We start from the raw sequence: 23,517 nt of genomic DNA, 5'->3' as shown, positions 1-23,517 counted from the left end.
AGTACCTGAAGGGGTAAGGAAGATGAACTCTCCGGCACAAGACCGTTCCCGAGACCGTTCCCGAGCCCTCCGCGCGCGACTGGGCGGCCTCGGATTCGGCGGCGACTACAACCCCGAACAGTGGGACAAGGCCACCCGCGCCGAAGACCTGCGCCTGATGAACGAGGCAGGTGTCAACCTCGTCAACCTCGCCATCTTCGCCTGGGCCCGCGTCGAACCCGCCCGCGACGCCTACGACTTCGGCTTCTTCGACACCGTCATGGACGACCTGGCCGCCCACGGCATCACCGCCGATCTGGCCACCATGACCGCGTCGCCACCCCCATGGCTCGCCGTCGCGCATCCCGAGATCCTGCCGGTCACCGCCTCCGGCGGCATCCTGTCCCCAGGGGGCCGCCAGCACTTCTGCCCCTCCAGCCCGGTCTTCCGCGACCGGGCCGTCCGCCTGGTCGAAGCCGTCGCCACGCACTACCGCGATCATCCGGCGCTGGGCCTGTGGCACGTCGGCAACGAGTACGGAATCCACGTCGCCGAATGCTTCTGCGACACCTCCGCCGCCGATTTCCGGCACTGGCTGACTACCAGGTACGGCGATGTCGACGCCCTCAACGACGCGTGGTCCACCGACTTCTGGTCGCAGCGCTACACCTCCTTCGACCAGATCCTGCCCCCGCGCACCGCACCCACCTACCCCAACCCCTCCCAGCAGCTCGACTTCAAGCGGTTCAGCAGCGACGCGCTGCGCACCTGCTTCACCCTCGAACGCGACGTGCTGCGCCGGATCACCCCCGATACCCCGGTGACCACGAACTTCCTCGCCGGACACAAGGCGGTCGACGTCCATGCCTGGGCACCCGAGATGGACGTCCTCGCCCTCGACAGCTACCCGGACCCCCACTGGGGGTCGGCACACATCGGCGCGGCACTGTCGTACGACCTCCTGCGCGGTGCGGCCGAGGGGAACCCGTGGCTGCTGACCGAGCAGGCCCCGTCCGCCGTCAACTGGCGGGGCCGCAACGGGGGCAAGAGCCCCGGCCGGATGCGCCTGTGGAGCTGGCAGGCCGTCGCGCAGGGCGCGGACGCCGTCATGTACTTCCAATGGCGACAGTCCCGCGGCGGCGCGGAGAAGTTCCACTCCGGCATGATCCCGCACGCGGGGGCCGGCACCCGGGTGCACGCCGAGGTGCGTGAGCTGGGGCGTGAACTGGCCCTGGTGCCCGAGCTGGCCGGCACGCGCATCCGCAACGAGGTCGCGATCCTGTTCGACTGGGACAACTGGTGGGCGCTCGAACTCGACTCGCATCCCTCGGACGGCGTGCGCTGCCTCGACCGCGTCCTCGACCACTACTCACCCCTGTTCGAAGCGGGCGTCGGCATCGACCTCGTACATCCCGCCGCGGACCTCTCGCCGTACAAGCTGCTCGTGCTGCCCAGCCACTACCTGCTGTCGGCCGTGAACGCCGAGCGGATACGCACCTTCGTGGCGGACGGGGGATCCCTCCTCGCCTCGTTCTTCACCGGGATCGTCGACGAGCACGACCGCGTGCACACGGGCGGCCGGCCCGACGCGCTGGACGACGTACTGGGCGTACGGGTCGAGGAGTTCTGGCCGGCCGCGGCCGCTGAGGCGGTTCCGCTCCGCGCCCCGGAGGCGGACGCCCCCGCGCCCCCGCCGGCGTCGCTGTGGCGCGAGGACGTGAAGCTCACCGGCGCCCGCGCCGAACTCCTCTTCGCCGGACCCGACTGGGACGACGACCGCCCCGCGGTCACGGTGCACACCCACGGCGGGGGAACGGCCCGCTACATCGCCACCCGCCCCGATCCCCTCACGATGCGGGCCATCACCGACCGCTCACTCGCCGACGCGGGAGTCGCCCCCGTTCTGCCCGGACTGCCCACCGGCGTCCAGGCGACGATCCGCCGCGGCGCGGATCACGACGTCCTCATCCTGCTCAACCACACCGAGGACACCCGTGAGGTGACCCTGCCGGCCGACCGCCGCGACCTTCTCGACGGTCAGAGGCCCCACGTCCGCCACGTGGCCCTCGAGCCACGGGGCGTCGCCGTCCTCGGCTCCGTGCTCACGTCCACCCCCAGCCCTCGGAGGGCACTGTGAGAAGACCCCTGCTACCGGCCGTACTCGCCGCGGCGCTCCTGCTCGGAGCGCTCGGCGCCTCCCAGGCCACCGCGTCCACGACGACCGCGCCGGCCGCGACCGCGGTGACTGCGGTGACGGCCGGCACACCGGCCGTCCTGTCCGACTCCTGGCGTGCGCCCCTCAGCACCCGCGGCCGCTACGTCGTCGACGCAGAAGGCAACCGCTTCAAGCTCAAGTCCGCGAACTGGCACGGGGCTCAGGGATCGTGGAACGGCTCCGGTGACATCAACGACCCGGCCAGCCACCACGACGGCGAGAAGGCCGACCAGATGCCGCTCGGCCTGGACCGCGCCCCGATCCCGCGGATCCTCGCCGGATTCCACGAACTCGGCATCAACAGCATCCGGCTGCCCTTCTCGAACGAGATGCTGCACGACCAGCGCCCGGTCTCCGATGCCTCGGTCGCGGCCAACCCGAACCTGCGCGGCAAGACCCCGCTCCAGGTGTTCGACGCCGTCATCGCCGCCACCACGGCCGAGGGCTTCGCGGTGATCCTCAACAACCACACCATCACCTCACGCTTCTGCTGCGGTCTGGACGGCAACGAACGCTGGAACACCAGCCAGTCCACCGCGCAGTGGGAGAACGACTGGATCAGCCTCGCCCGCCGCTACAAGGACAACAAGCGCGTCGTCGGCGCCGACCTCTACAACGAGGTCCGCCGTACCGTCACCGACGACGCCAACTGGAACTGGGGCAACGACCACGACTGGTGGGCCGCCTCCCAGCGGCTCGGCGACCGGCTCCTCACGGAGGCCAACCCCGACCTGCTGGTGATCGTCGAAGGGATCAACTGGCAAGGCATCCCGGCCGACGGGCTGCCCCACGGGCGCCCCACGCTCGAACCGGTACGCACCCTCTCGCACACCCTCGTCGCCTCGAACAAGCTGGTGTACGCGGCGCACTTCTACGGCTACACCGGGCCGAACCACACCGGCGCGACCGGCATGGGCGAGACCCACGACCCGCGCTACCAGGAACTCTCCCGCGAGGACCTGTTCGCGATCCTGCAACGCCAGGCGTTCTACGTCACGGCCGAATCCGGCCGCCACTTCACCGCACCCCTGTGGATCAGCGAGTTCGGCATCGGCAGCGACGAGACCAACCCGCAGGCACGCGCCTGGTTCGGCAATCTCGTGGACTACCTGATCGCCAACGACACCGATTTCGCCTACTGGCCCCTGGTCGGATGGGCCGGACACGGCACGTGGTCGATCCTCAACTACGACGCGACGGGCCGCCGTTCCGGCATCCTGGACGGCGGGGACTGGCGCTCCACCGACTGGAACCGGCTGGTCACCTCGCCGCAGAAGAGCGGCCAGGTCGCCGTCACCGACACCTGGGACATGCTCAACCTCGACCACGCCGATGCGGTCCAGTCGGCGCGCGCACGGGCGCTCGGGGACTGGGACGGGGGAGCCCGCAAGGGGGCGTGCCCCGACGGACAGCGGCTCGTCGGCCTGGCGCACCGTGACGGGCGCGGGCTGTGCACCGATTCCGGGGCCGCGGGTCTGGCGGCCACCGGCCCGGCGCCGACCGTCGTGAACGACGAACGCCACGTTCAGCAGGGCGATTGGGCCGGCGGCTACACCAAGTACCAGTGCGGGCCGGGCCAGTTCGTGATCGGCTACAGCGTGCGGGGCCAGGCGGTCTCCGCGGTCCTGTGCGCCCAGGCGGGCAGGGCCCTCGGGACGAACGGCCGCACCGTCTGGTTCGACCGGGGCGACAATCGGCCGGCCGGAGGCCCGGGAGGCGAGTTCGGGTACGGCAACTACAAGGGGCAGTGCGGAACGGACGAGTACGCCGCGGGCATCGCCTTCACGGGAGCCTGGGCCAAGGGCAAGACTCCGGACGCCCTCTTGTGCCGCAAGCTGTGACGGCCGGCGCCCGGCGGCGCCGGTCGTGACCGCCGCCGGGCGCCGGTCGGGCGGACGGCTCGATCGTCCGTGCGGGGGCGTCGCCCACACGGAAAACGCTTGGACTGCGCGGGCGCGGTCGCGGGACACTGCAGTTCCGGGTCCGCCGCACGACACCACAGGGTTGCCATGGGATCGTCCGCATCACCAGGGGTTCGGCCCGGCAAGGGCCCGGTGCTCCTCGCACTTCGCTACTACGGACGGGAGCTGGCGCGGCTTCGGTGGCTGACGGTGCCCACCATGCTGCTGCCGGCCCTGGGCAACATCGGGATCGCCTACATCGCCCCGCTGGTGGTCGCGAAGCTCGTCGGCCGCATCGCCGGCGGGGCGGCTCCCACCCTCGGCTCGATGCTCCCGTACGTCCTCGCATTCGCCGGTGTCCTGCTGCTCTCGGAAGCGCTGTGGCGCCTCGGCCTGCACTGCCTGAACCGCCTCGACGCCCTCGGCATCGAGCGCCTGTATGTGATCGGCATGGACGAGCTGTTCGCGAAGGACGCCGCGTTCTTCCACGACAACTTCGCCGGGTCGCTGACCAAACGGGTCCTGAGCTTCGCCTCCCGCTTCGAGGAGTTCGTCGACACGCTGACCTTCTCGGTCGTGGGCAAGTTCGTGCCGTTGCTGTTCGGGTCGGTGGTGCTCTGGCAGTACGAACCGCTGCTCGTCGTGGCGCTCCTGGCCATGATCGCGGTGACGGCGGTGTGCGTACTGCCCCTCATCCGTCGCCGCCAGGTGCTCGTCGGCCGGCGCGAGGAGGCGATCGCCCGGGTGTCGGGACACGTCTCTGACAGCCTCATGAACATGGACACGGTCAGGGCGTTCGCCGCGGAGGAGCGCGAGGCCGCCGAGCACCGGTCCCGGGTGGCGCAGTCGCGGGGGCTCACCCTGCGGTCGTGGGACTACGGCAATCTGCGCATCGACACGGTCGTCGCGCCGATGTCCGTGCTGACCAACGCGCTGGGCCTGCTGCTCGCGGTCTCCATCGCCGGGGGCGGGAACGGGGTGGAGGCGGTCGTGGTCGCCTTCACGTACTACTCCAACGCCACACGGATCATGTTCGAGTTCAACCAGATCTACCGTCGTCTGGAGAGCTCGATGACGGAGGCCGCGCAGTTCACGGAGCTGCTGCTGAAGCCGCCGACCGTACTCGACCCGGACTCGCCGGAGCCGCCGCCCACCCGGGCCGCCGACATCCGCTTCGAGCAGGTGACCTTCGCCCACGGGGGCGCGGACCCGCTCTTCGAGGGACTGGACCTGGCCGTGCCCAGCGGGGCGAAGATCGGGCTCGTGGGGCGGTCCGGCGGCGGCAAGACCACCCTCACCCGGCTGCTGCTGCGGATGACGGACATCGACGCGGGCCGGATCCTGATCGGGGGCAAGGACATCAGCAGGCTGCGCCAGGGCGACCTGCGCGGCCTGATGGCCTACGTGCCGCAGGACCCGGCGATGTTCCACCGCACGCTGCGGGAGAACATCGCGTTCGCCCGGCCGGACGCCACCGAGGCCGAGATCCGCCGCGCGGCCGAGGCGGCGCACGTCACGGAGTTCGCGGAGGCCCTGCCGAGCGGCCTCGACACCATGGTCGGCGAGCGCGGAGTCAAACTCTCCGGCGGACAGCGCCAGCGGGTCGCGCTCGCCAGGGCGATCCTGCGCGACGCGCCGATCCTGCTGCTCGACGAGGCGACCAGCGCCCTGGACTCCGAGAGCGAGATCCTCGTCCAGGAAGCGCTGTGGCGCCTCATGGAGGGGCGGACGGCGCTCGTGGTGGCGCACCGGCTCAGCACGGTGGCCCACATGGACCGGCTCGTCGTACTCGACCGCGGACGGATCGTCGAGCAGGGTACGCACCACGAGCTGCTCGCCTCCGAAGGCGCCTACGCGAAGCTGTGGCAGCACCAGTCGGGCGGTTTCCTCGACGACCACCCCGCACGGTCCGACCTGCACTGAGCGCGAGCCCGACCGCCGCTCAGATGCCGTGGGCGGCGGTGACGGCCCCGTCGGTGATGGCGGCGGTGAGCGCGGCGTGGTCGGCGACGGTCTGGTCGGCGTAGCGGAGCGCGAAGTCGGCGACGGCGCGGTCGAAGGTGTCGGCGCGGCCCAGGTATCCGGCGATGGCGATGCGGTCTCCGGAGCGGGCGTGGGCGCGGGCCAGGGCCGTGCCGCACAGTTCGGCGTACTGGCCGAGCATGGCCGGGGTCATGGTCTCCACGAGGGCCGCCCCCTTCATGTCGCGGAGCTGCCGGCCGTAGAAGTGGCGCCCGGCCGGCCCGGTCATCCAGCCGAGGAAGATGTCCGAGGCGGCCTGCAGGAGTTTCTGTCCCGCGACCACTCGCTGACCGTGGTGGTCATGGCTGTCGGCGGGGAGATGGTCCTCCAGCACCGAGCGTCCGGCCTCCTTGATCTGGAGGAAGAGCGGGTCCCGTTCGTCGCGGCCGGTCAGCAGAACGATGAAGCAGCGGGTGCCGACGCTCCCGACGCCGACGGCCTTGCGTGCCGCGTCGACCAGCCGGTAGCGGTCCAGCAGCAGGCGTCGCTCCTCGGGGAGCGTGCTGCGGTATTTCCTGAAGATCTTGCCGACGGCCCTCATCTCGGCTTCTTCGAGGGGTTCGACCAGGGGCGGATCGTGGATGATGCGCCGGCGGCCGTCCCGGGTCTCGGTCAGTTTGGCGAGCGCCTGGAGGCTGGTACGCCGCCGGGCGCGCGCGAGATTCGCCTCGACCCGGCTTCGCAGCTTGGTGTCGCGGATCATCGGGATCACCTCGGCCGTGTCGAACCGCTCGTACCAGACGGCGAGTTCGCCCTGTTCGGCCAGCCGTCGCATGGACAGCCGGTACGCCTGGGCGGCGGCGAGGGCGGTCCGCCACGCACGGTCGTCGCCGTGTCCCTGGTCGCGGGCGGCCACGGCCGTGCTGGCGGCGAGCCTCTTGACGTCCCATTCGAAGGGTCCGGGCAGCGTCTCGTCGAAGTCGTTGAGGTCGAACAGCAGCGCCCGCTCCGGCGAGGCGAACAGGCCGAAGTTCAGCAGGTGTGCGTCGCCGCAGAGCTGGACGGTCAGCCCGGTGTTCGGCCGGGCGGCCAGGTCCGCGGCCATCACGGCGGCCGCGCCGCGCAGGAAGGAGAACGGGGACGCCGCCATCCGCCCGTAGCGGATCGGCAACAGCTCGACCACCCGGTCGGCTGCCTGCCGCTCCAGCACACCGACCGGATCGGGCCGGTCAGCCGCCTCGGCCCACTCACCGTGCGAGGCCCGGCCGGCCCGTCGTCGCGCCGCCTTGCCGCGTCCGGCCCGCTCGGCCGCACTGGTCATGCTCCGCTCCATTTCGCCGTCACAGCTCCCAGCCTGGGCGCACCTGGGCTGACGTGCACGTTCACCGGCCCTCCTCGACGTTTCGCCGACCGGCTGGTGTCGACCGGCTCGTGTCGACGGACTTGTGCCGACCGGCTGACACCCCCGGCGGGTCGGCAGCCGGTGCGCCGGGGAGACTGGGAACCTTGCGCCCATGACATCCGGCGCGGGTACTCCAGCGGGGTCGGCTGCTCCAGCCGGGGCGGCATCGTCGCGGGTCGTCCTGCTGACACTCGCGTCCGGGCAGTTCCTGATGGCGCTCGACAGCTCCGTCATGAACGTGTCGATCGCGACGGTGGCCGAGGACGTGGGCACGACCGTGACCGGAATCCAGGGCGCCATCACGGCGTACACCCTGGTGATGGCGATGTTCATGATCCCCGGAGGCAAGGTCGGCGCGATCATCGGCCGCAAGCGGGCCTTCCTGATCGGCTGCGTTATCTACGGCTGCGGATCCCTGATCACCGCGCTGGCCCCGAACCTGACCGTGCTGATGGTGGGCTGGTCGTTCCTCGAGGGGGTCGGGGCCGCGCTCATCCTGCCCGCGATCGTCGCGCTGGTCGCCGGCAACTTCCCCACGGAACGCCGGCCGGCCGCCTACGGGCTGGTCGCCGCCGCGGCAGCCGTGGCGATCGCGGTCGGGCCGCTCGTCGGAGGCATCGCCACGACGTACTTCTCCTGGCGCTGGGTCTTCGCCGGTGAGGTCCTGATCGTGCTCGGCATCCTGGTGCTCTCCCGCCGCGTCGCCGACGCGCCGGTCGAGACGCGCCCGCGCATCGACCTCGTCGGCGCCGTGATCTCCGCTCTCGGGCTCGGGATCTTCGTCTACGGCGTCCTCCGCTCGAGTGAATGGGGCTGGTTCCTGCCGAAGCCCGGCGCGCCCGCCTGGCTCGGGATCTCCCTGGTCGTGTGGCTGATGCTGGCGGGCCTGTTCCTGTTGTGGCTCTTCCTGCGGTGGGAGGCCCGCCTCGTGGAGCGGCACAAGGAGCCGCTGGTGGACCCGGAGCTGCTGCGGAACCGGCAGCTCACCGGCGGCCTGACGATGTTCTTCTTCCAGTACCTCGTACAGATGGGCGTGTTCTTCGTCGTCCCGCTGTACCTGTCGGTCGCACTCGGCCTGTCCGCGGTCAAGACCGGTGTGTACATCCTGCCGCTCTCCCTGACCCTGCTGGCCGCCGCGGTCCTGATCCCGCGCTTCCTCCCGGACGCCTCACCCCGCCGGGTGGTGCGACTCGGCGTCCTCGCGCTGCTCGTGGGCGCGGTGGCACTGATGGCCGCGCTCGACACGGACGCGGGCCCGGAGATCGTCACCGTCCCGCTCCTGCTGATCGGGCTCGGTATGGGAGCGCTGGCCTCCCAGCTCGGGGCGGTCACCGTGTCCGCGGTGCCGGACGAACAGAGCTCGGAGGTCGGCGGTGTCCAGAACGCCGTCACCAACCTCGGCGCCTCGATCGGAACGGCTCTCGCCGGGTCGATCATGATCGCCGCGCTCACGGCCTCGTTCGTGACCACCGTCGAGCAGAACCAGGCCATCCCGTCCGAGGTCAAGAGCCAGGCGACCGTCAAGCTCGAGAGCGGGGTGCCCTTCATGTCGGACGCCCAGCTCCAGACCGCCCTCGACGAGGCGGGCACGAGCCCGGAGCTGGCCTCGGCCGCGCTGGACGCGAACGCCGAAGCGAGGCTCGACGGGCTGCGCGCCGCACTCGCCATCCTCGCCTTCGCCGCCCTCATCGCGTTGTTCTTCACTCAGCGGATCCCGACGACCCAGTCACGCCCGGCGAAACCCGGCGGGTGACACGGCCCGGGTGGCACGGCCCGGTTCCCCGCAGGGTGCGAGCTGCGCGTCGGTGCGATGCTGGGAGGTAGGCAAGGGGCCGGCAGCTGCCCTGTCCGGCCCGGGCCCCGTCAGTGAGGAGAAGCGACGTGCCTGGACTTCTTCGAGGAATCGCGCGCACGGCAGTGGTGGCCGGTACGGCTACGGCGGTCTCCAACCGGGTCTCGCGGCGCCAGGCCGGCCGGTGGGCCGGGCAGGAAGCTCCCGCCCCCGAGCAGAGCGCCCCGGCCGCGCCCGCCGCGGCTCCCGCGCCGCCCCCGCCGGGCGACGACATGAGCAGCCGGATCGATCAGCTCAAGGAACTCGGAGCGCTGAAGGAGCAGGGACTCCTGACCGAGGCGGAGTTCGCGGAGCAGAAGAGCAAGATCCTCAGCTCCTGACCCTGACCCTGACCCTGACCCTGACCCTGACCTGGTCCTGGCCGGTTCCGTGCTAGCCCTCCCCGGCTTCCTCGGCGTCGAGCGAGGCCAGCAGGGCCTGCACGGGAATCCGGCCGCTGGCCACCATTTGCGCACCACTGCGCCTCAGGGCCCGGGCGAACGGGGCTGCCCACAGGTTCTCGTACACCAGGATCGCGGCCGCGTTCCCCGGCTCCAGGGCATTGCCCGCGTCGTCGAGGTCGTCCTGGCCGAGCAGGCCGGACGAGGCACCTTCGAAGACGGACAGACCGAGTCCGCTGCCGTCGTCCATCTGCGCGATCTCCACGGCGACGACGCTCCCGTCGAGGTCCTTCCGTACGAAGCGCATGTCGAGGATGCGGACGATGCCCCTGTCGACCAGGTCGATCAGCAACGGGAACGCCTCGCCCGTCATCCGGTTGCCCGGGAACTCGACGACCAGGAAGTCGACGGGACCCATGTCTTCGATGTCGTCACTCATGAGCACTCCTCGGGCGCGGATTCGGTGGCCTGACCGTGCGCCCGGCCGGCCGTAGCCATTGCAGCATCCGCCGTGGGGCCCCGCACCTTCACGTTCATCCGGTGAGCTGGTAGAGGCTTCTGCCGACGAGCCAGATTCCGAGGACGAGACAGGTGACCACGATCGCCGGGTCCTTGTGGCGTTCGAGCCATGCGCGCAGGTTCGTCAGGGCGCGATGGGCCTTCTCCGGTGCGAACACCATGTACAGCTCCATGCCCAGCAGGGTGGAGCTGGCCAGTAGGCAGAACCCCACGAGCGCCAGGAAGGAGGTGCTGTGGGAGAGGTCGGCCTGCACGACGGTGGCGGCCGCGGCGCCGACCATCCCCCAGGGCTGGAGGAGCACGGCGAGTGCGGCCGCCGACCATCCGGTGGCGTCGTCCGTGCGAGACGTCAGCGATGTCCCGGAACCCGAAGGGCGAGGGCGTCCGGCCCCGGAGGGGTCCGGGGCCGGACGGGTACGTCGCAGGCGGCGCCTGTGCTCGCTGTACACGATCAGGCCCACACCGATCACCAGCGTGGCCACGAGTGCCGCGATGGACGGCGGGGAGCGGGGCGGGGGCGGCTCCCCGTCGGTGAGGAGCATGACGATGGCGATGACGGCCACGAGGCACGCCAGCCAGCCGAGGATGAACGACAGCCCCTTCCACACCCCGCGGGGTGCGGACACGACCAGTACGAAGGCCATGATCGGCAAGGGGAAGAGCGTGACCGCCAAGCCGATGACGAGCAGGTCAAGCACCATGCCCACGCACCCCGCACCCGTGCTCGTTCCCGGCCGACGGTAAGGGCCGGGCTGTCGACGCTAGTGCTGTGGCCGGGAAGGTTTGCCGTGCCGGGCGTCGTGACCCGGTGAACCGTCCCGGCCACAGCACTAGGTCGCGAGGACCTTGGCCTTGGCCTGCTCGTACTCGGTGGCCGAGATGTCGCCGCGGTTCTTGAGCTCGGCGAGCCGGGACAGCTCCTCGGCAGCGCTGGTGGGGCCGGCGCTCTCGCGTACGTAGGAGCGGAACGCCTGCTCGCTGTCCTGGGCCCGCTTCAGCTCGCGTTCGCCCATTCCTCGCCCGCGGGCGATCAGGTACACGAACACGCCCAGGAAGGGCACCAGGATGACGAAGATGGTCCATCCCGCCTTGCCCCAGCCGCTCATGCTGTCGTCGCGGAAGACATCGCCGATGACGCGGAAGAGCAGCATGAACCAGAGGACCCAGAGGAAGATCATCATCATGGTCCAGAACATGTTCAGCAGTGGGTAGTCCACCGCCAGATCGACCATCGCGTGGTTCATGGACGTGCTCCTGTCGGTTGGGCGGGCGCTCGGTTGCCTCTTTCGGACCTCGATGTCGCAGAACGGGGCAGGATCGACCAGGAGGCAGAGGTGGCGGCGCACGAGGTGTAAACCGGAGACGCCGCCGTTGTGCTTGAGCCTCCAACGGCCGTGCCGGAACGGGTGGCAGTTCGCCTGCTGTACCGCCGGTCCGCTGCCGGGCGCCGGTAAGTCGCAAGCTCATTCTCACCTCCCTCGCCGCGCATCGCCATGCGGGTCCCTCCGTGCCCCGGCTCGCGCGGGATTTTCCCGGCTGCGATGCTGGTGGGAGGACCGGTTCACCGCACTTCCGCGGGTGTTCTCTGGAGGTCTCGTGTCGCACGCCTCCTCGTACGTCCTGCGCCGACTGCCCGCCACGGCGCTCGCCTGCGGGGCATGTCTGGTCGTGCTGGTGCCGGGTCCGGCGCGGGCGTTCAGCGGTGGCAATCATGAGAAGATCACGCGCGCCGCCCTGAGCTGGGAGCCCAAGTCTTTGTCGGCGATGGCCGATTCCCGCGAGGGGGCGATCGTGGCCAACGACCAGGGCGCCTATTTCGACCTCGGCATCCTGCACTGCGACAACGCCGACTACCTCGCCCCGCGGTACGGATCCGCGTACCCCCGTACCCGTGACGAGGCGACCACCGAACTGCTCGCCTGCATCCGTGGCTCCGTCGCCCGCCTGCGGGGCGCCGTGCGCGACGCCGACGGGTTGGTCGACGCGAACGGCAGGATCATCGCGGGCCAGAGCGACTTGGACGCCCCGTGCGCGTGGAACGAGAAGCCGGAACGCGCCAAGTGCAATGTCCTGGAACAGCTCGGCCGTGGCTGGCACCCGATCGAGGACTTCTACTCCCACGGCAACTGGTCCGACAAGGCCGACGACGCCGTCCCGATCGGCACCACCAACCCGCCCGGCCTGAACCGCACCACCATCGCGCCGTTCCTCGACATCCGCCGCTACAGCTCCATGAACGACGCCGACTGGACCCGGGAAGCCGGCGGCCTGATCCCCGAGGACCTGGCCACCGGCTGCTACCCCGACTTCGATTCCACCGGTTCCAAGCCCGCCGACTGCACCGGACGCGTCAAGCACAACGGCACCCTCAACAAGGACACCGAGGCTTCCGAGCGTTCGCGGAACGGCAACTTCCAGCGCGCGTCCGAGCTCGCCGCCCAGGACATAGCCCGCCAGTGGAAGGACTTCACGGCGGAACTCGTCGAGACCTACCCCGACAACAGGCGCGGTGAGCAGATGATCTGCGCGCTCACCCACGACAACCCTGCGTCCAGCTGCCCCTGAACGGACCCGCCGCATCGGGGCCGGCCGAGCGGCGGGCCTACATCCAGAGGTCCGGGCCGGGGTCCGAGCCCTCGGCGCGCCGGGCGAGCCGGGCGACGTAGTGGTTCCAGCCCTCTCCGTGGGCGGCACATGCCTCGGGGGAGGGGAGGCCGCTGTGGACGAGTCGGAGCAGGGTGCCGTCCGCCGTGGGTTCCAGCGTGATCTCCACAGTGGTCGATCCGGCCGGCACGGACACGTTGCCCTGGGCCCAGCCCCAGGTGAAGACCAGCCGCTTGGGCGGGTCGATCTCGGTGAAGCGGCCTTCGGCGACGTTCTCGCCGGTGACGGTCGTCCGGTAGGCGCCGCCCCGTTCGAAGACGAACTCGCCGTCAATGCCCATCCAGGACAGCCACTTGTCCCGGTCGGTGAAGAAGGAGAACACCGTCTCCGGGCGGGCGGCGATGTGCCGCTCGACCGTGACCACGCCGTCGCCGATGCCTGCGCTCACGAGCTCGTCCCTTCAGACTGATCGGCCCGCTCGGCGGCCTCGGCCAGCTCGGCCAGGGTGTCGAGCCTGCTGGTCCACATCGACTGGAGATAGTCGGCGAGCGGCCCCATCCCGTCGCGGTCCGCTCGGTAGAAACGCTTCTTGCCGTCCTGGCGCAGCGTAACCAGGCCGGAGTCCCGCAGCACCTTGAGGTGTTGGGAGACCGCACCGAAGGTGACGTCGAACCGCTCGGCGATCTCGCCCGCCGACAGTTCGTCGTCCCAGACCAGCCGCAGAATCTCGCGCCGCCTGGGCTCGGCGACAGCCCGTACCGCATCCATGGCTGTCATTTTAGCGCCCGCTTTAACTTGCCACATCGCACAGAGTCATTTTAGTGTTGACTAAAGCGAAGGTTGGGTCACACCGGTACACACCCACACCGGTACACACACAGAGGAGCTGCAATGTCCGAGATCACCCTGCAGACCGACATCGGCGCCGACCGTGCCGTCGTCTACGAAGCGCTGAACACCCACGACGGCCTCACCGGCTGGTGGACCACAGGCGTGAACCGCGAGGGAGAGGTCCTCCTCTTCGACTTCCCGCAGATCCCCGAGACCTTCCGGCTCCGCCGGGACCGCGCGGACAAGGAGGAGGTCGTCTGGACCTCGGTCGGCGCCTTCCCGCCGCACTGGTCCGGGACCGTCATCACCTGGCGGCTGACCGACGCCCCTGACGGGTCGGGGACGCGCGTGGACTTCCGGCACGCCGGCTTCGCGGCCGGCGACCCCGACCTCCCGCACACCGCCGGCACCTGGGAGCAGCTGATGACCCACCTCAAGCAGTACGCCGAGTCGGGCACCCCTCAGCCCTTCTTCATCCTCTGAGCAGGGGCGCACGCATCATGCCGATCGACGTGACGGCCGAGCGGGTGATCCCGATCCCGCCCGGCCGCATCCGCATCCGGGGCGAGGCGGGCGGCTTCTACCGGCTGGCCGCGCCCGCCATGGCCCGCAAGGTGCGCTCCTCCCTCGTCAAGGACCTGTGTGACCTCGAGCGGAGGCTGCTGGGGTAGCCCGGCCGGGACGGGCGGGCGGGTGACTTCCTGGCATCTTCGGGTAATCTTGACGGCTGCGAAGGGGAGTAGCCCCGCGAACCGGTCGTCGACACACTGGAGCCTCCGGGCTCCCGGTGGCCGGGCCTGCGCATTGCGCGGGCGGGCGAGACCTTCGGTCAGGCATTGATGTGCCCGCGCCCTGCGGGCTCGACCGTCGTGCCGGGCCGAGCGGTCCTCCGGTTGCCTGTGGCACTTCGCGAAGACCGGGGGCCCGGCTCTCACAGAAAGCCACCCGGCATGCACCTCGACCCTCTGGCGATCCTCACCGCCTTCGGTCTGATCTTCCTCGCCGAGCTGCCCGACAAGACGATGTTCGCGTCCCTGGCGATGGGCACACGGATGCGCCCGCTCTACGTCTGGATCGGCACATCGAGCGCCTTCGTCGTGCACGTCGCGATCGCGGTCGGGGCGGGCAGCCTGATCGGGCTCCTGCCCGACTGGATCGTCAAGCTCGTCTCCGCCGCCCTCTTCGCCTTCGGCGCGTTCATGCTGCTGCGCGGAGCAGGCGCAGATGGCGACGGGGATGAGGCCGGGGGCAAGGCCGTGACCGGATTCTGGCCTGTCTACTCCACGGCGTTCATGGCTGTGTTCATCAGCGAATGGGGCGACCTCACCCAGATCACCACGGCCAACCTCGCTGCCAGCAACGGCACGTGGTCCACTGCGATCGGCTCGGCCGCAGCCCTCATGTCCGTCTCCGCCCTTGCCCTGCTGGCCGGCCGGTTCATCGCCAAGCGAGTCCCCCTCAAGACCGTCCAGCGAATCGGCGGCGTGTGCATGCTCGCGCTCGCCGTCTGGTCCCTCGTCGAGATGTTCACGGGCTGATACGCCCACGGCACGCATCGGGTGGAGCCCGCCGGCCGGACGGCGGGCTCGTCACCCGTTGCGTGCCCCGGCGTCGAGTCAGTGCCGGCTGTTCAGGAATCCGATGGCGACCGCGCCCCACCAGGCGGCTTGCGATACCGACGCCGTCACGGCACCACGGATCATCAGCGGGCGGCTGACGGGGCCGTCGACGGCGGCCAGCCGGCGGTGCAGGGCGGATGCCTGGACACCGTTGAGTGAGAGCACCAGGACGAGGCCGAGTTTGACGCACGTCAGCGGTGAACTGAGATCGGGGTGGAGGAACGCGCCGCTGAAGAGCAGGCCGCCCAGGCCGGCCCACACGGGTACGTGCAGGGGAGCGGTGAAGTCGAGAACCTCACGGAGGGTCTTGCGGCCCATGAGCCACAGGGCGCCGTAGTAGTCGATGGCGAGTACCGCGCCGAAGCCCAGGATCAGGGAGGCGAGGTGTACGAAGAGCGCCGCGGTGTGAAGGGTGACGTCCGCGCGCAAGTGCAGGGCGATCCACGTCGCGGCCGCCCACCCGAGGCACACCGCGAGGGATGCCGCTGCGGTCCCGCACCATGAGGGGAGCTGGAGAAGTTCTCCTTCCCGTCCCGGTCTTCGGTGGATCGCGGTGGCATCGGCGGCGGACATTGCTGCTCCAGGGATCTGCTTCACGGTGCGCTCACACCTGCAAGGAGTGAGCGAAGGTAAGGCTGGCCTAAGTGTCGATGGTCGTCAAGGTGACCGTCCACACAGTGGGCAGGGCCCTGCGGGGCCATGGCTCACGGGCACGCGCGGGGCGGTTGGTGGCATGGCGGCCTGGACGGCCTACGGTCGTCGCAGCTCCGGGTCGAGTGGGTGGCCTCCGGCCAGGACCAGGCGCACCGAGCGCAGGGCCCGTAGGTCGGAGAGCGGGTTGCCGTCCACGACGAGGACGTCGGCGCGGTAGCCCGCCGCCAGCCGGCCGGTGTCGTGGGAGATGCCCAGAGCTTGCGCCGCGCCCGTCGTGGCCAGGTCGATGATCTCGGCCGGTGTCAGCCCGATGTGTTCGAAGAACTCCAGGCTGGAGACGAAGTCGTCGAAGACAGCGCGGGAGACCCCGGCATCGGTGCCGGGCAGGAGCCGTACGCCGCGCTGCGCCATCCACCGGATCCTGTCGAACATCTCCTCGGCCCGTTCCCGGCCGAATCGCTCCGCGAAGCCCCGCCAGTCGGGGCTGGCCGCCGGGCCGACTGCGATGCCCTGAGCGGCGATCGCGGCCACCAGGTCTTCCCGTACGTCGAATCCGTCGCGCCCCATCCAGGTGCAGTGCTCGATGGTGTCCACCCCGGCGGCCACGGCGGCCGCGATGCCCTCGGTGCCGTGCGCGTGCGCGGCGACCGGCAGGCCGAACCGCTTCGCCTCCTCCACGACGATCCGCAGCTCCTGCGTCGTGAACTGGGCCTGCCAGACCGGCGGGCCGCCCTTGGTGATGCCGCCGCCGGTGGCCATCACCTTGATGAGGTCCACTCCGCTCTCCGCGTTACGGCGGACCGCGGCCCGGATCGCTTCCGCCCCCTCGACCTCGCCGCCGAGGAACCAGCAGTGCCCGCCGGGCCCGGTCAGCGGCGTCCCGGCGGCGAGGATGCGTGGCCCGGGGAGCCGCCGACCCGCGATTTCGTCCCGCAGGCGAACCGCGAGCCCGCCTCGGTCACCGAGGTCGCGCACGGTGGTCACCCCCGTGGCGAGGAGCCGCCTGGCACGCTCGGCCATCCCGGGGTACAGCTCGGTGTCGGTGGCGGCCTGGAGGGTTTTCACCGGGTCGGGCCCCGCGTCGAGCGCGAGGTGGACGTGGGTGTCGATGAGCCCCGGCAGCAGGGTGCCTTCCGGGAAGGCCAGCCGGGGAACGGCCGGACCGGCCTGTGCTTCGACCGCGGCGCGCGGCCCGGCCGCGGCGATCACGCCCCTGTCGACGAACACGGCACCGTCGGTGGTCTCCCGCCCACCGGACCCGGTCACCATCCGCCCCGCCGATAACACTGCCTGCATCATGGGCCTTCCAGGTAGGTCTGCAGTGCGTCCGACAGTACGGCCAACTGCCGGACGTCGTCTTGGAGATCACCGCCTCCGGGCAGGGCCACCGTCACGACGGTGCCCGCCATGCGGTTCCGTCCGGACATGCGAAGCCTCCGGCCGGATGCTGCAATGGCTCTGGAGGTCTGTCCGTCGCCGTGTGTCGTGGCGAGCGCCGGACAACGGGCTGTGGGTACGGCCCAGACCGCAACCGCTCGTGAGGAGTGGCCATGAGCGACGGCATCGGCGCCCACTCGGCGGCGAGGACTCCGGCCGTGCGAACCCGGTCCGCCACGGTCCACCCGCACCCCCTGGGAGATGAGCGACCATGCCCGGACTCCTTCGTGGCGTCGTCCGCACAGCCGGCCTGAAAGGGACGTGCACAACCGAGACGGGGCACGTCCGATGACGGCGGCGGATCCGCGCCCCGCGGGCCCTGGCGGGGGGACACAGCCCGAAGAGGCGGACCGGCTGCGTGAACTGCTGCGCAGCCCCGGCTATCTCAAGGCGCTCGTGTTCTGCGCCCTCATCGGTGTTCCGGTGTCGCTGGTGGCGTTCTGGTTCCTGGTCGCACTCCACAAGCTGGAGCACCTGATGTGGAGCGATCTGCCGGAGGCGCTGGGGTGGGACGCCCCGCCGTGGTGGTGGCCGCTGCCGCTGCTGCTCGTGGCCGGCGCGGCCGTCGGGGTCGTGGCCTCCCGCATGCCCGGCGCCGGCGGCCACATCCCCGCCGCGGGACTGCACATGGGCGGGATCACGCCCAGGACTCTGCCCAGCGTGATCCTCGCCGCGGTGATCAGTCTTCCCCTCGGAGCCACGCTCGGACCGGAGGCCCCGCTGATCGCGCTCGGCTGCGGCCTGGCCCTGCTCTTCAGGGATCTGGCGCGGGCGCCGGCGACGGCCAAGAGCACGGCGCTCCTGGGCGCGGCAGGAGCCGCGGCCGCGGTCGCGGTGATCTTCGGGAACCCGCTCATCGCGGGGGTGATGCTCATCGAGGTGGCCGGGGTGGGCGGGCCGCAGCTGTTCGCGGTCATGTTGCCCGCGCTCCTGTCGAGCGGGGTGGGCTCACTCGTGTTCACCGGCTTCGGCCGCTGGACCGGATTCAATGCGAACAGCCTCTCCGTGAAGGTGGGCGTGCCCGCTCCGCGGCTCGATGCCGGGGACGTGATCTGGTCGGTCCTGATGGCAGTGGCCATCGGTGGCGCCGTTCACCTGATCATGGGAGGGGGTCGGATGACCGCGCGGTTCGTCTCGAAGCGTCCCGTCGTCCATACGACCCTGTGCGCCGTGGCCGCCGGCGTCTGCGGCGCCGTGTACGCGCTCACCACCGGCCGGTCGCCCGCGGACGTGGCGTCTTCCGGCCAGGCGACGCTGAGCCGGCTGGCCGCCGATCCGCATTCCTGGGGGGTCTGGGCCCTGATCGCCGTACTGCTCTGCACCGGCGTGGCCTACTCCCTGTGCCTGGGCAGCCTGCGAGGCGGCCCGGTGTTTCCGTCGCTGTTCCTGGGCTGTGCCGTGGGCGTGCTGCTCGCGCCCCTGCCGGGCCTGGGCGTCGTACCGGGGATGGCCGCGGGCATGGCGGCCGCGACGACCAGTGCCTTGCGGCTGCCGGTCAGCAGCATCGTGCTCGTCGTCCTGGTGCTCGGCAGCGTCGCCATGGTCCCCGTGGTGATCCTGGCCGCTGTCGTGGCCTTCGTGACGACCCAGTTGCTGCCGCCCGGATCCCCCGTCCCACCCGTGGGCAAACCCGCGGAACCGCAGACCGCGGCTCCCCCTGCCGCCAAGCCGTCCGGCTCCGTCTGAGTCGCCGCCGTAGTCCCCGTACGGTCGCCGAGGTGCGCCGCGGACCGCGCGTACCGAGAGTGGAAGTACCCGGCCGGAGACGGGACTGGCAGGTGGCAGGTGGTACCGCACGAAGGAGGCCGTATGGCGCGTCACCAGCCGGAAGCCCCCGGCGCGAACGTGCCCGCGGCCGTGGTGCTCGTGACCGGCGTGGCGGGGTCGGGGAAGTCCACCGTGGCACGGCTGCTGGCCGGCCGGCTCGGCTGGGCGTACCAGGACGCCGACGACTTCCACACTCCGGCGAACCGGGCCAGGATGGCGGCCGGCGAGTCCCTGACCGATGAGGACCGACGCCCGTGGCTGGCAGCCGTCGCGGCATGGATCGGCCGGCGGATCGCAGCGCGGGAACCCGCTGTCGTCGCCTGCTCCGCTCTCAAACGCGCCTACCGGGACCAACTGGCCGGGGGACGGCCTGAAGTACGTCTGGTCCATCTGCACGGTTCACGGCAACTCATCCGGTCCCGGCTGCAGTCCAGGCACGGCCACTTCTTCCCCGCACAACTGCTGGACAGCCAGTTCGCCGACCTCCAGGAGCCGGAGCCCGACGAGCACGCCTGCGTGGTGGACATCGACCAGCCCCCGGAGGCCGTTGTCGCAGCCGTCGTCGCCCAGCTCTGCGCCGTACCGACCGAGGAGCCGCACATGCCCCCCACAGCATCAGGAGAACAGTGGCGGCTGCGCCACGGCGAACAGGCGGCGGTGGTGGTCGAGTTGGGCGGCGCCCTGCGCCACTACGAGGTGGGCGGGCGGCCGCTCCTCGACGGGTTCGCCGCCGACGAGCCGATCACCGGCGGACGGGGTCAGCTTCTCGTGCCCTGGCCCAACCGGGTGAAGGGCGGGCGGTACGGCTTCGGCGGAGAGGACCGGCAACTCCCGCTGACCGAACCGGAGAACAACAACGCCATCCACGGGCTCCTGAGGTGGGTGCCGTGGCGGCTGCTCGCCCGCAGCGAGGACGCGGTCACGGTGGGCACCGTCCTCTACCCGCAGCCTGGGTACCCGTACCGGCTGGAGGTCGCCGCCGAGTACCGGCTCGGCCGGGAGGGGCTCGAGACCACCGTCACCACCACCAACGCGGGGGACACGGCCGCGCCTTACGGCGTGGGCCAGCACCCCTATCTGACCGTGGGCACCGACCTGGTGGACACCGCGCTGCTGACCGTGCCGGCCCGCCACCGGCTCGTCACCGACGAGCACGGCCTGCCGACCGGTGAGGAGCCCGTCGAGGGCACACCGTACGACTTCCGCACCGCCCGGCCCATCGGCGAGCAGCGCCTGGACACCGCGTACACGGAGCTCGAGCGCGACCCAGCGGGCCACTGCGCGGTACGGCTGGCGCATCCTTCGGGGCTCCGTGGCATCGACGTACGGCTCATCGAGGGCATCCGGTACGTGCAGGTCTACACCGGGGACACGCTGCCGGAGCCCGGGCGGCGCCGGCGCGGCGTCGCCATCGAGCCGATGTCCTGCCCGGCCGACGCGTTGCGCAGCGGCACGGCGCTCACCGTCCTGGAACCGGGCGGCAGCCACGTCTTCCGGTGGTGCCTGGCCCCGTGGGGGTCCTGGTGACCCCGGACACCGGGCCCTCGACGCCGCCGCAGCAGCAGCCCATGACTGCTGACGCCTTCCGCGCGCTGTACGAGGAGCTGCGCGAGAGGAGCCCGCGCGCCCCAGACGACCGGCGCGGTGCGCTCTGCCACTTGACGCCCGAGCGCGTGGTGGCCGCCGCCGCCGAGGTCCGCTCCGGACTCACGGTGTCCCTGGCCGCGCCCATCGAGACCCTGCCCGGCCCGGACAACCCCGACCCCGCACACCACCGGATGATCGCCCCCGCTGCCGGTGAGACCGGTGCCGCCGGGCTGCACTTCGCCCGCGACCGGTTCGCGATGAACGTGCACGGGGACGCGGACAGCCATCTCGACGCGCTCTGCCACGTGCTGTTCGACGGGGAGCTCTACAACGGCGTGCCGGCGAGCAGCGTGACGCCCGAGGGCGCCCGTGAGCTCTCCGTCGAGGCCGTCAGCGACGGCATCGTCGGCCGTGGCGTGCTTCTGGACGTTCCACGGCTGCGGGGCGTGCCCTGGCTGGAGCCAGGGGATCACGTGACCGCCGATGACCTGACCGCGGCGGAAGCCGCCCAAGGGGTCCGGGTCCGGCCGGGGGACCTGCTGTTCGTACGGGTGGGGCATCGCCTGCGGCGCCGGGAGAGCGGGGCGTGGGACGCGGCGCGGGCCCGGGCCGGCCTTCATCCCACGGCCGTGCGGTTCCTGGCCGAGCGGCGGGTCTCCGTCCTGGGCGCGGACGGCAACCACGACACCGCCCCCAGCGCGGTGGCCGGAATCGGCTTTCCCGTGCACGTACTGGCCATGCACGCCATGGGACTGCAGCTGATGGACTACCTGCAGTTCGAGGACTTGACCGAGGCGTGCGCACGCGCGGGCCGGTGGTCCTTCCTGTGCGTGGTCGCGCCGCTCCGGCTCCCCTCGGCCACCGGCTCACCCGTGAACCCGATCGCGGTTCTGTGACGGCAGCGCGGGAGCGCCGTCCGGTCGCCGCTCGGGGAGAGGAGGGATACGTTCGAAGAGGTGGGGTGGCTGCCGTGTCCCGGCAGCGCGCAGAGAGAGGGCCCGGTGACAGGCGGGGCCCACGAGCGCAAGGACGGTGGTCGCCGTGGGCGACTCCCCGCACTACGACGTCGTCATCATCGGTTCAGGCGCCGGCGGCGGTACGCTCGCCCACCGGCTCGCCCCGTCCGGCAAACGGGTCCTCATCCTCGAACGCGGTGACTACCTCCCCCGCGAGCGGGACAACTGGGACTCCACCGCCGTGTTCGTGAAGGGCAAGTACCGTGCCCCGGAGTTCTGGCTGGACAAGCACGGCGACGAATTCCCGCCCGAGGTCAACTACTACGTCGGGGGAAACACCAAGTTCTACGGCGCCGCCCTCTTCCGGCTGCGGCCCGAGGACTTCGGGGAACTCCGCCACCACGACGGGCTGTCGCCGGCCTGGCCGATCCGGTACGAGGACCTGGAGCCCTACTACACCGAGGCCGAGCACCTCTACCTGGTCCACGGACGCCACGGAGAGGACCCGTGGGAAGGGTCGTACAGCGCCCAGTACGCCTACCCGCCGGTCGAACACGAGCCACGGATCCAGCAGCTCAGCGACGACCTGGAGAAGCGGGGCCTGCACCCCTTCCACCTGCCCATCGGCGTCAACCTGAGCCAGGACCAGAACGGGCGGGCGACCGAATCCAGCGTCTGCATCCGCTGCGATCGCGTGGACGGCTTCCCCTGCCTGGTGCGCGGCAAGTCGGACGCCCAGGTGATCTGCGTGGATCCGGCCCTGCGGCACCCGAACGTCGAGATGATCACCAATGCGCGGGTGGTGCGGCTGGAGACCGACCCGACCGGACGCAGTGTCAGCAGCGTCGTCACCCGGAGCGAGGACGGGCTCGAGGCCTCCTACACCGCAGACATCGTGGTCGTCGCCTGCGGGGCGGTCAACTCGGCGGTACTCCTCCTGTCCTCGGCCAACGACCGCCACCCCCAGGGCCTGGCCAACAGCTCCGACGTGGTCGGCCGACACTACATGCGCCACAACAACCTTGCCCTGATGGCCATTTCGAAGGAGCCCAACGACACCAGGTTCCAGAAGACCCTGGCCCTGCACGACTGGTACCTCGGTGCCGACGACTGGGACTACCCGCTGGGCGGCATCCAGATGCTCGGCAAGTCGGACTCCGACCAGATCCACGGTGAGGCGCCCCGCTGGGCGGGCGCCGTGACCCCCGACATGCCCTTCGAAGTCATGGCCCACCACGCGGTCGACTTCTGGCTGTGCGGCGAGGACCTTCCCCTCCCCGACAACCGGGTCACCGTCGACGCGGAAGGCACCATCCGTCTCGTGCTCGACGAGAAGAACAACACGGCGGGGCTGAAACGCCTGCGGCACAAGCTCCAGGGCATGCTCGGTCATCTGGGGATGCACGAGCACCACCTCCTGTCGCGCAGCATCTACCTCCACAAGGGCATGCCGATCGGCGCCACGGCGCACCAGGCCGGCACCGTCCGGTTCGGCGACGACCCGGCCACGTCCGCGCTGGACGTGAACTGCAAGGCCCACGATCTCGACAACCTGTACGTGGTCGACACGAGCTTCTTCCCGAGCATCGGCGCGGTCAATCCGTCCCTCACGGCGATCGCGAACGCCCTGCGGGTGGGCGACCACCTGCTGGAACGGCTGGGCTGACCCCGCAGCTTCCTCCGACCGGGGGGTGATGCTCGGCCGCGTGGCCCAAGAGCACCCCTCCCGGGCCGCCGATCTCCGAAGAGGGTGATTCGGTGGCTTTCGGACCCTGTCGGGCCGCGGTCCGGCGGACCGGATCGGGCAGTCGAGGAGGCAGTCGATCGTGAGTTCCACCGAGGGTGCATCGCG

At 70.8% G+C, this 23,517-nt stretch carries 22 protein-coding genes; 13 read left to right on the top strand and 9 right to left on the bottom strand.

All coding sequences use genetic code 11. The annotated features are described in order from the left end of the window. Positions 1–22: 22 nt before the first annotated feature. From OHA89_RS06705 to OHA89_RS06695, 3 genes are all read left to right on the top strand, one after another. Entirely contained in the window at positions 23–2,116 is a 2,094-nt protein-coding gene (locus tag OHA89_RS06705; protein WP_406365656.1) for a beta-galactosidase, read from the top strand. Further along, on the top strand, positions 2,113–4,035 hold the full coding sequence (locus tag OHA89_RS06700; protein ID WP_406365655.1) for a glycoside hydrolase family 5 protein: 1,923 nt from the start codon (positions 2,113–2,115) through the stop codon (positions 4,033–4,035). The genes OHA89_RS06705 and OHA89_RS06700 overlap by 4 nt, the downstream gene beginning before the upstream one ends. Positions 4,036–4,203: 168 nt before the next feature. Beyond that, complete coding sequence (locus tag OHA89_RS06695; RefSeq protein WP_406365653.1) at positions 4,204–6,018, top strand: ABC transporter ATP-binding protein; 1,815 nt, start codon at positions 4,204–4,206, stop codon at positions 6,016–6,018. Between the two features lie 19 nt (positions 6,019–6,037). Here the strand turns inward: OHA89_RS06695 and OHA89_RS06690 are convergent, their stop codons facing one another. Further along, the gene (locus OHA89_RS06690) at positions 6,038–7,378 is read right to left on the bottom strand and encodes a DUF2252 domain-containing protein (RefSeq protein ID WP_266613525.1); all 1,341 of its coding nucleotides are present in this window, start codon (positions 7,376–7,378) and stop codon (positions 6,038–6,040) included. 193 nt (positions 7,379–7,571) lie between these two features. On the opposite strand from OHA89_RS06690, the gene OHA89_RS06685 reads away from it, so the two are divergent. Both OHA89_RS06685 and OHA89_RS06680 read left to right on the top strand, forming a co-directional pair. Further along, positions 7,572–9,212 (top strand): MFS transporter, encoded by a 1,641-nt coding sequence (locus tag OHA89_RS06685; RefSeq protein WP_266613523.1) that lies wholly within the window; start codon positions 7,572–7,574, stop codon positions 9,210–9,212. A gap of 128 nt (positions 9,213–9,340) precedes the next feature. After that, positions 9,341–9,631, top strand: coding sequence for an SHOCT domain-containing protein (locus tag OHA89_RS06680; protein WP_257553218.1), 291 nt, complete (start codon positions 9,341–9,343; stop codon positions 9,629–9,631). 52 nt (positions 9,632–9,683) lie between these two features. Here OHA89_RS06680 and OHA89_RS06675 read toward each other — a convergent pair whose 3' ends face one another. The 3 genes from OHA89_RS06675 to OHA89_RS06665 form a co-directional block, all read right to left on the bottom strand. After that, positions 9,684–10,130, bottom strand: coding sequence for a DUF6325 family protein (locus OHA89_RS06675; protein WP_257553217.1), 447 nt, complete (start codon positions 10,128–10,130; stop codon positions 9,684–9,686). Between the two features lie 94 nt (positions 10,131–10,224). Next, positions 10,225–10,911 carry a GAP family protein gene (locus OHA89_RS06670; protein WP_257553216.1) on the bottom strand — a complete coding sequence of 229 codons (687 nt, stop codon included), beginning with the start codon at positions 10,909–10,911 and terminating at the stop codon, positions 10,225–10,227. Positions 10,912–11,040: 129 nt separating this feature from the next. Then, complete coding sequence (locus tag OHA89_RS06665) at positions 11,041–11,454, bottom strand: SHOCT domain-containing protein (protein ID WP_257553215.1); 414 nt, start codon at positions 11,452–11,454, stop codon at positions 11,041–11,043. 352 nt (positions 11,455–11,806) lie between these two features. Between OHA89_RS06665 and OHA89_RS06660 the strand changes: the two genes are divergently transcribed. Continuing rightward, positions 11,807–12,775: a hypothetical protein gene (locus OHA89_RS06660; protein WP_406365651.1), complete on the top strand. Its 969-nt coding sequence runs from the start codon at positions 11,807–11,809 to the stop codon at positions 12,773–12,775. Positions 12,776–12,812: 37 nt separating this feature from the next. Here the strand turns inward: OHA89_RS06660 and OHA89_RS06655 are convergent, their stop codons facing one another. Beyond that, positions 12,813–13,262: an SRPBCC domain-containing protein gene (locus OHA89_RS06655; RefSeq protein ID WP_266613518.1), complete on the bottom strand. Its 450-nt coding sequence runs from the start codon at positions 13,260–13,262 to the stop codon at positions 12,813–12,815. Then, positions 13,259–13,582 (bottom strand): ArsR/SmtB family transcription factor, encoded by a 324-nt coding sequence (locus OHA89_RS06650; protein ID WP_406365649.1) that lies wholly within the window; start codon positions 13,580–13,582, stop codon positions 13,259–13,261. Before OHA89_RS06650 ends, OHA89_RS06655 begins: the two co-directional genes overlap by 4 nt. Positions 13,583–13,705: 123 nt before the next feature. On the opposite strand from OHA89_RS06650, the gene OHA89_RS06645 reads away from it, so the two are divergent. The 3 genes from OHA89_RS06645 (at position 13,706) to OHA89_RS06635 (ending at position 15,183) form a co-directional block, all read left to right on the top strand. Then, entirely contained in the window at positions 13,706–14,128 is a 423-nt protein-coding gene (locus tag OHA89_RS06645; protein ID WP_257553211.1) for an SRPBCC domain-containing protein, read from the top strand. Between the two features lie 17 nt (positions 14,129–14,145). Further along, complete coding sequence (locus OHA89_RS06640; protein WP_406365648.1) at positions 14,146–14,316, top strand: hypothetical protein; 171 nt, start codon at positions 14,146–14,148, stop codon at positions 14,314–14,316. A gap of 279 nt (positions 14,317–14,595) precedes the next feature. Then, positions 14,596–15,183 carry a TMEM165/GDT1 family protein gene (locus OHA89_RS06635; protein WP_266613512.1) on the top strand — a complete coding sequence of 196 codons (588 nt, stop codon included), beginning with the start codon at positions 14,596–14,598 and terminating at the stop codon, positions 15,181–15,183. A gap of 78 nt (positions 15,184–15,261) precedes the next feature. Here OHA89_RS06635 and OHA89_RS06630 read toward each other — a convergent pair whose 3' ends face one another. The 3 genes from OHA89_RS06630 to OHA89_RS06620 all read right to left on the bottom strand — a co-directional run bounded on the left by OHA89_RS06630 (position 15,262) and on the right by OHA89_RS06620 (position 17,345). Then, entirely contained in the window at positions 15,262–15,837 is a 576-nt protein-coding gene (locus OHA89_RS06630) for a hypothetical protein (RefSeq protein WP_266613510.1), read from the bottom strand. A gap of 177 nt (positions 15,838–16,014) precedes the next feature. Continuing rightward, positions 16,015–17,214, bottom strand: coding sequence for an amidohydrolase family protein (locus OHA89_RS06625; RefSeq protein ID WP_406368418.1), 1,200 nt, complete (start codon positions 17,212–17,214; stop codon positions 16,015–16,017). Next, positions 17,214–17,345, bottom strand: a complete 132-nt coding sequence (locus tag OHA89_RS06620; protein WP_266613509.1) for a hypothetical protein — start codon at positions 17,343–17,345, stop codon at positions 17,214–17,216. Before OHA89_RS06620 ends, OHA89_RS06625 begins: the two co-directional genes overlap by 1 nt. Before the next feature lie 298 nt (positions 17,346–17,643). On the opposite strand from OHA89_RS06620, the gene OHA89_RS06615 reads away from it, so the two are divergent. The 4 genes from OHA89_RS06615 to OHA89_RS06600 all read left to right on the top strand — a co-directional run bounded on the left by OHA89_RS06615 (position 17,644) and on the right by OHA89_RS06600 (position 23,331). Then, positions 17,644–19,041, top strand: coding sequence for a chloride channel protein (locus OHA89_RS06615; RefSeq protein ID WP_266613493.1), 1,398 nt, complete (start codon positions 17,644–17,646; stop codon positions 19,039–19,041). Between the two features lie 123 nt (positions 19,042–19,164). Then, positions 19,165–20,649, top strand: coding sequence for a gluconokinase, GntK/IdnK-type (locus tag OHA89_RS06610; protein ID WP_266613491.1), 1,485 nt, complete (start codon positions 19,165–19,167; stop codon positions 20,647–20,649). 41 nt (positions 20,650–20,690) lie between these two features. Next, complete coding sequence (locus OHA89_RS06605) at positions 20,691–21,605, top strand: cyclase family protein (RefSeq protein WP_266613489.1); 915 nt, start codon at positions 20,691–20,693, stop codon at positions 21,603–21,605. Positions 21,606–21,750: 145 nt separating this feature from the next. Then, positions 21,751–23,331: a GMC oxidoreductase gene (locus OHA89_RS06600; protein ID WP_266613488.1), complete on the top strand. Its 1,581-nt coding sequence runs from the start codon at positions 21,751–21,753 to the stop codon at positions 23,329–23,331. The last annotated feature ends 186 nt before the right edge of the window (positions 23,332–23,517 follow it).

It is taken from the genome of Streptomyces sp. NBC_01546, assembly GCF_045208355.1.
Taxonomy (GTDB): Bacteria; Actinomycetota; Actinomycetes; order Streptomycetales; family Streptomycetaceae; genus Streptomyces.
The sequence above is the reverse complement of the archived record's forward strand: the minus strand, read 5'-3'. Positions and strand labels throughout refer to the sequence as shown.

Bases quoted from the DNA above. Each gene is read 5' to 3' on its own strand.
- OHA89_RS06705 (WP_406365656.1), top strand. From the start codon at position 23: ATGAACTCTCCGGCACAAGACCGTTCCCGAGACCGTTCCCGAGCCCTC.
- OHA89_RS06695 (WP_406365653.1), top strand. From the start codon at position 4,204: ATGGGATCGTCCGCATCACCAGGGGTTCGGCCCGGCAAGGGCCCGGTG.
- OHA89_RS06690 (WP_266613525.1), bottom strand. From the start codon at position 7,378: ATGACCAGTGCGGCCGAGCGGGCCGGACGCGGCAAGGCGGCGCGACGA.
- OHA89_RS06685 (WP_266613523.1), top strand. From the start codon at position 7,572: ATGACATCCGGCGCGGGTACTCCAGCGGGGTCGGCTGCTCCAGCCGGG.
- OHA89_RS06675 (WP_257553217.1), bottom strand. From the start codon at position 10,130: ATGAGTGACGACATCGAAGACATGGGTCCCGTCGACTTCCTGGTCGTC.
- OHA89_RS06670 (WP_257553216.1), bottom strand. From the start codon at position 10,911: ATGGTGCTTGACCTGCTCGTCATCGGCTTGGCGGTCACGCTCTTCCCC.
- OHA89_RS06665 (WP_257553215.1), bottom strand. From the start codon at position 11,454: ATGAACCACGCGATGGTCGATCTGGCGGTGGACTACCCACTGCTGAAC.
- OHA89_RS06650 (WP_406365649.1), bottom strand. From the start codon at position 13,582: ATGGATGCGGTACGGGCTGTCGCCGAGCCCAGGCGGCGCGAGATTCTG.
- OHA89_RS06645 (WP_257553211.1), top strand. From the start codon at position 13,706: ATGTCCGAGATCACCCTGCAGACCGACATCGGCGCCGACCGTGCCGTC.
- OHA89_RS06640 (WP_406365648.1), top strand. From the start codon at position 14,146: ATGCCGATCGACGTGACGGCCGAGCGGGTGATCCCGATCCCGCCCGGC.
- OHA89_RS06635 (WP_266613512.1), top strand. From the start codon at position 14,596: ATGCACCTCGACCCTCTGGCGATCCTCACCGCCTTCGGTCTGATCTTC.
- OHA89_RS06630 (WP_266613510.1), bottom strand. From the start codon at position 15,837: ATGTCCGCCGCCGATGCCACCGCGATCCACCGAAGACCGGGACGGGAA.
- OHA89_RS06625 (WP_406368418.1), bottom strand. From the start codon at position 17,214: ATGCAGGCAGTGTTATCGGCGGGGCGGATGGTGACCGGGTCCGGTGGG.
- OHA89_RS06620 (WP_266613509.1), bottom strand. From the start codon at position 17,345: ATGTCCGGACGGAACCGCATGGCGGGCACCGTCGTGACGGTGGCCCTG.
- OHA89_RS06615 (WP_266613493.1), top strand. From the start codon at position 17,644: ATGACGGCGGCGGATCCGCGCCCCGCGGGCCCTGGCGGGGGGACACAG.
- OHA89_RS06610 (WP_266613491.1), top strand. From the start codon at position 19,165: ATGGCGCGTCACCAGCCGGAAGCCCCCGGCGCGAACGTGCCCGCGGCC.
- OHA89_RS06605 (WP_266613489.1), top strand. From the start codon at position 20,691: ATGACTGCTGACGCCTTCCGCGCGCTGTACGAGGAGCTGCGCGAGAGG.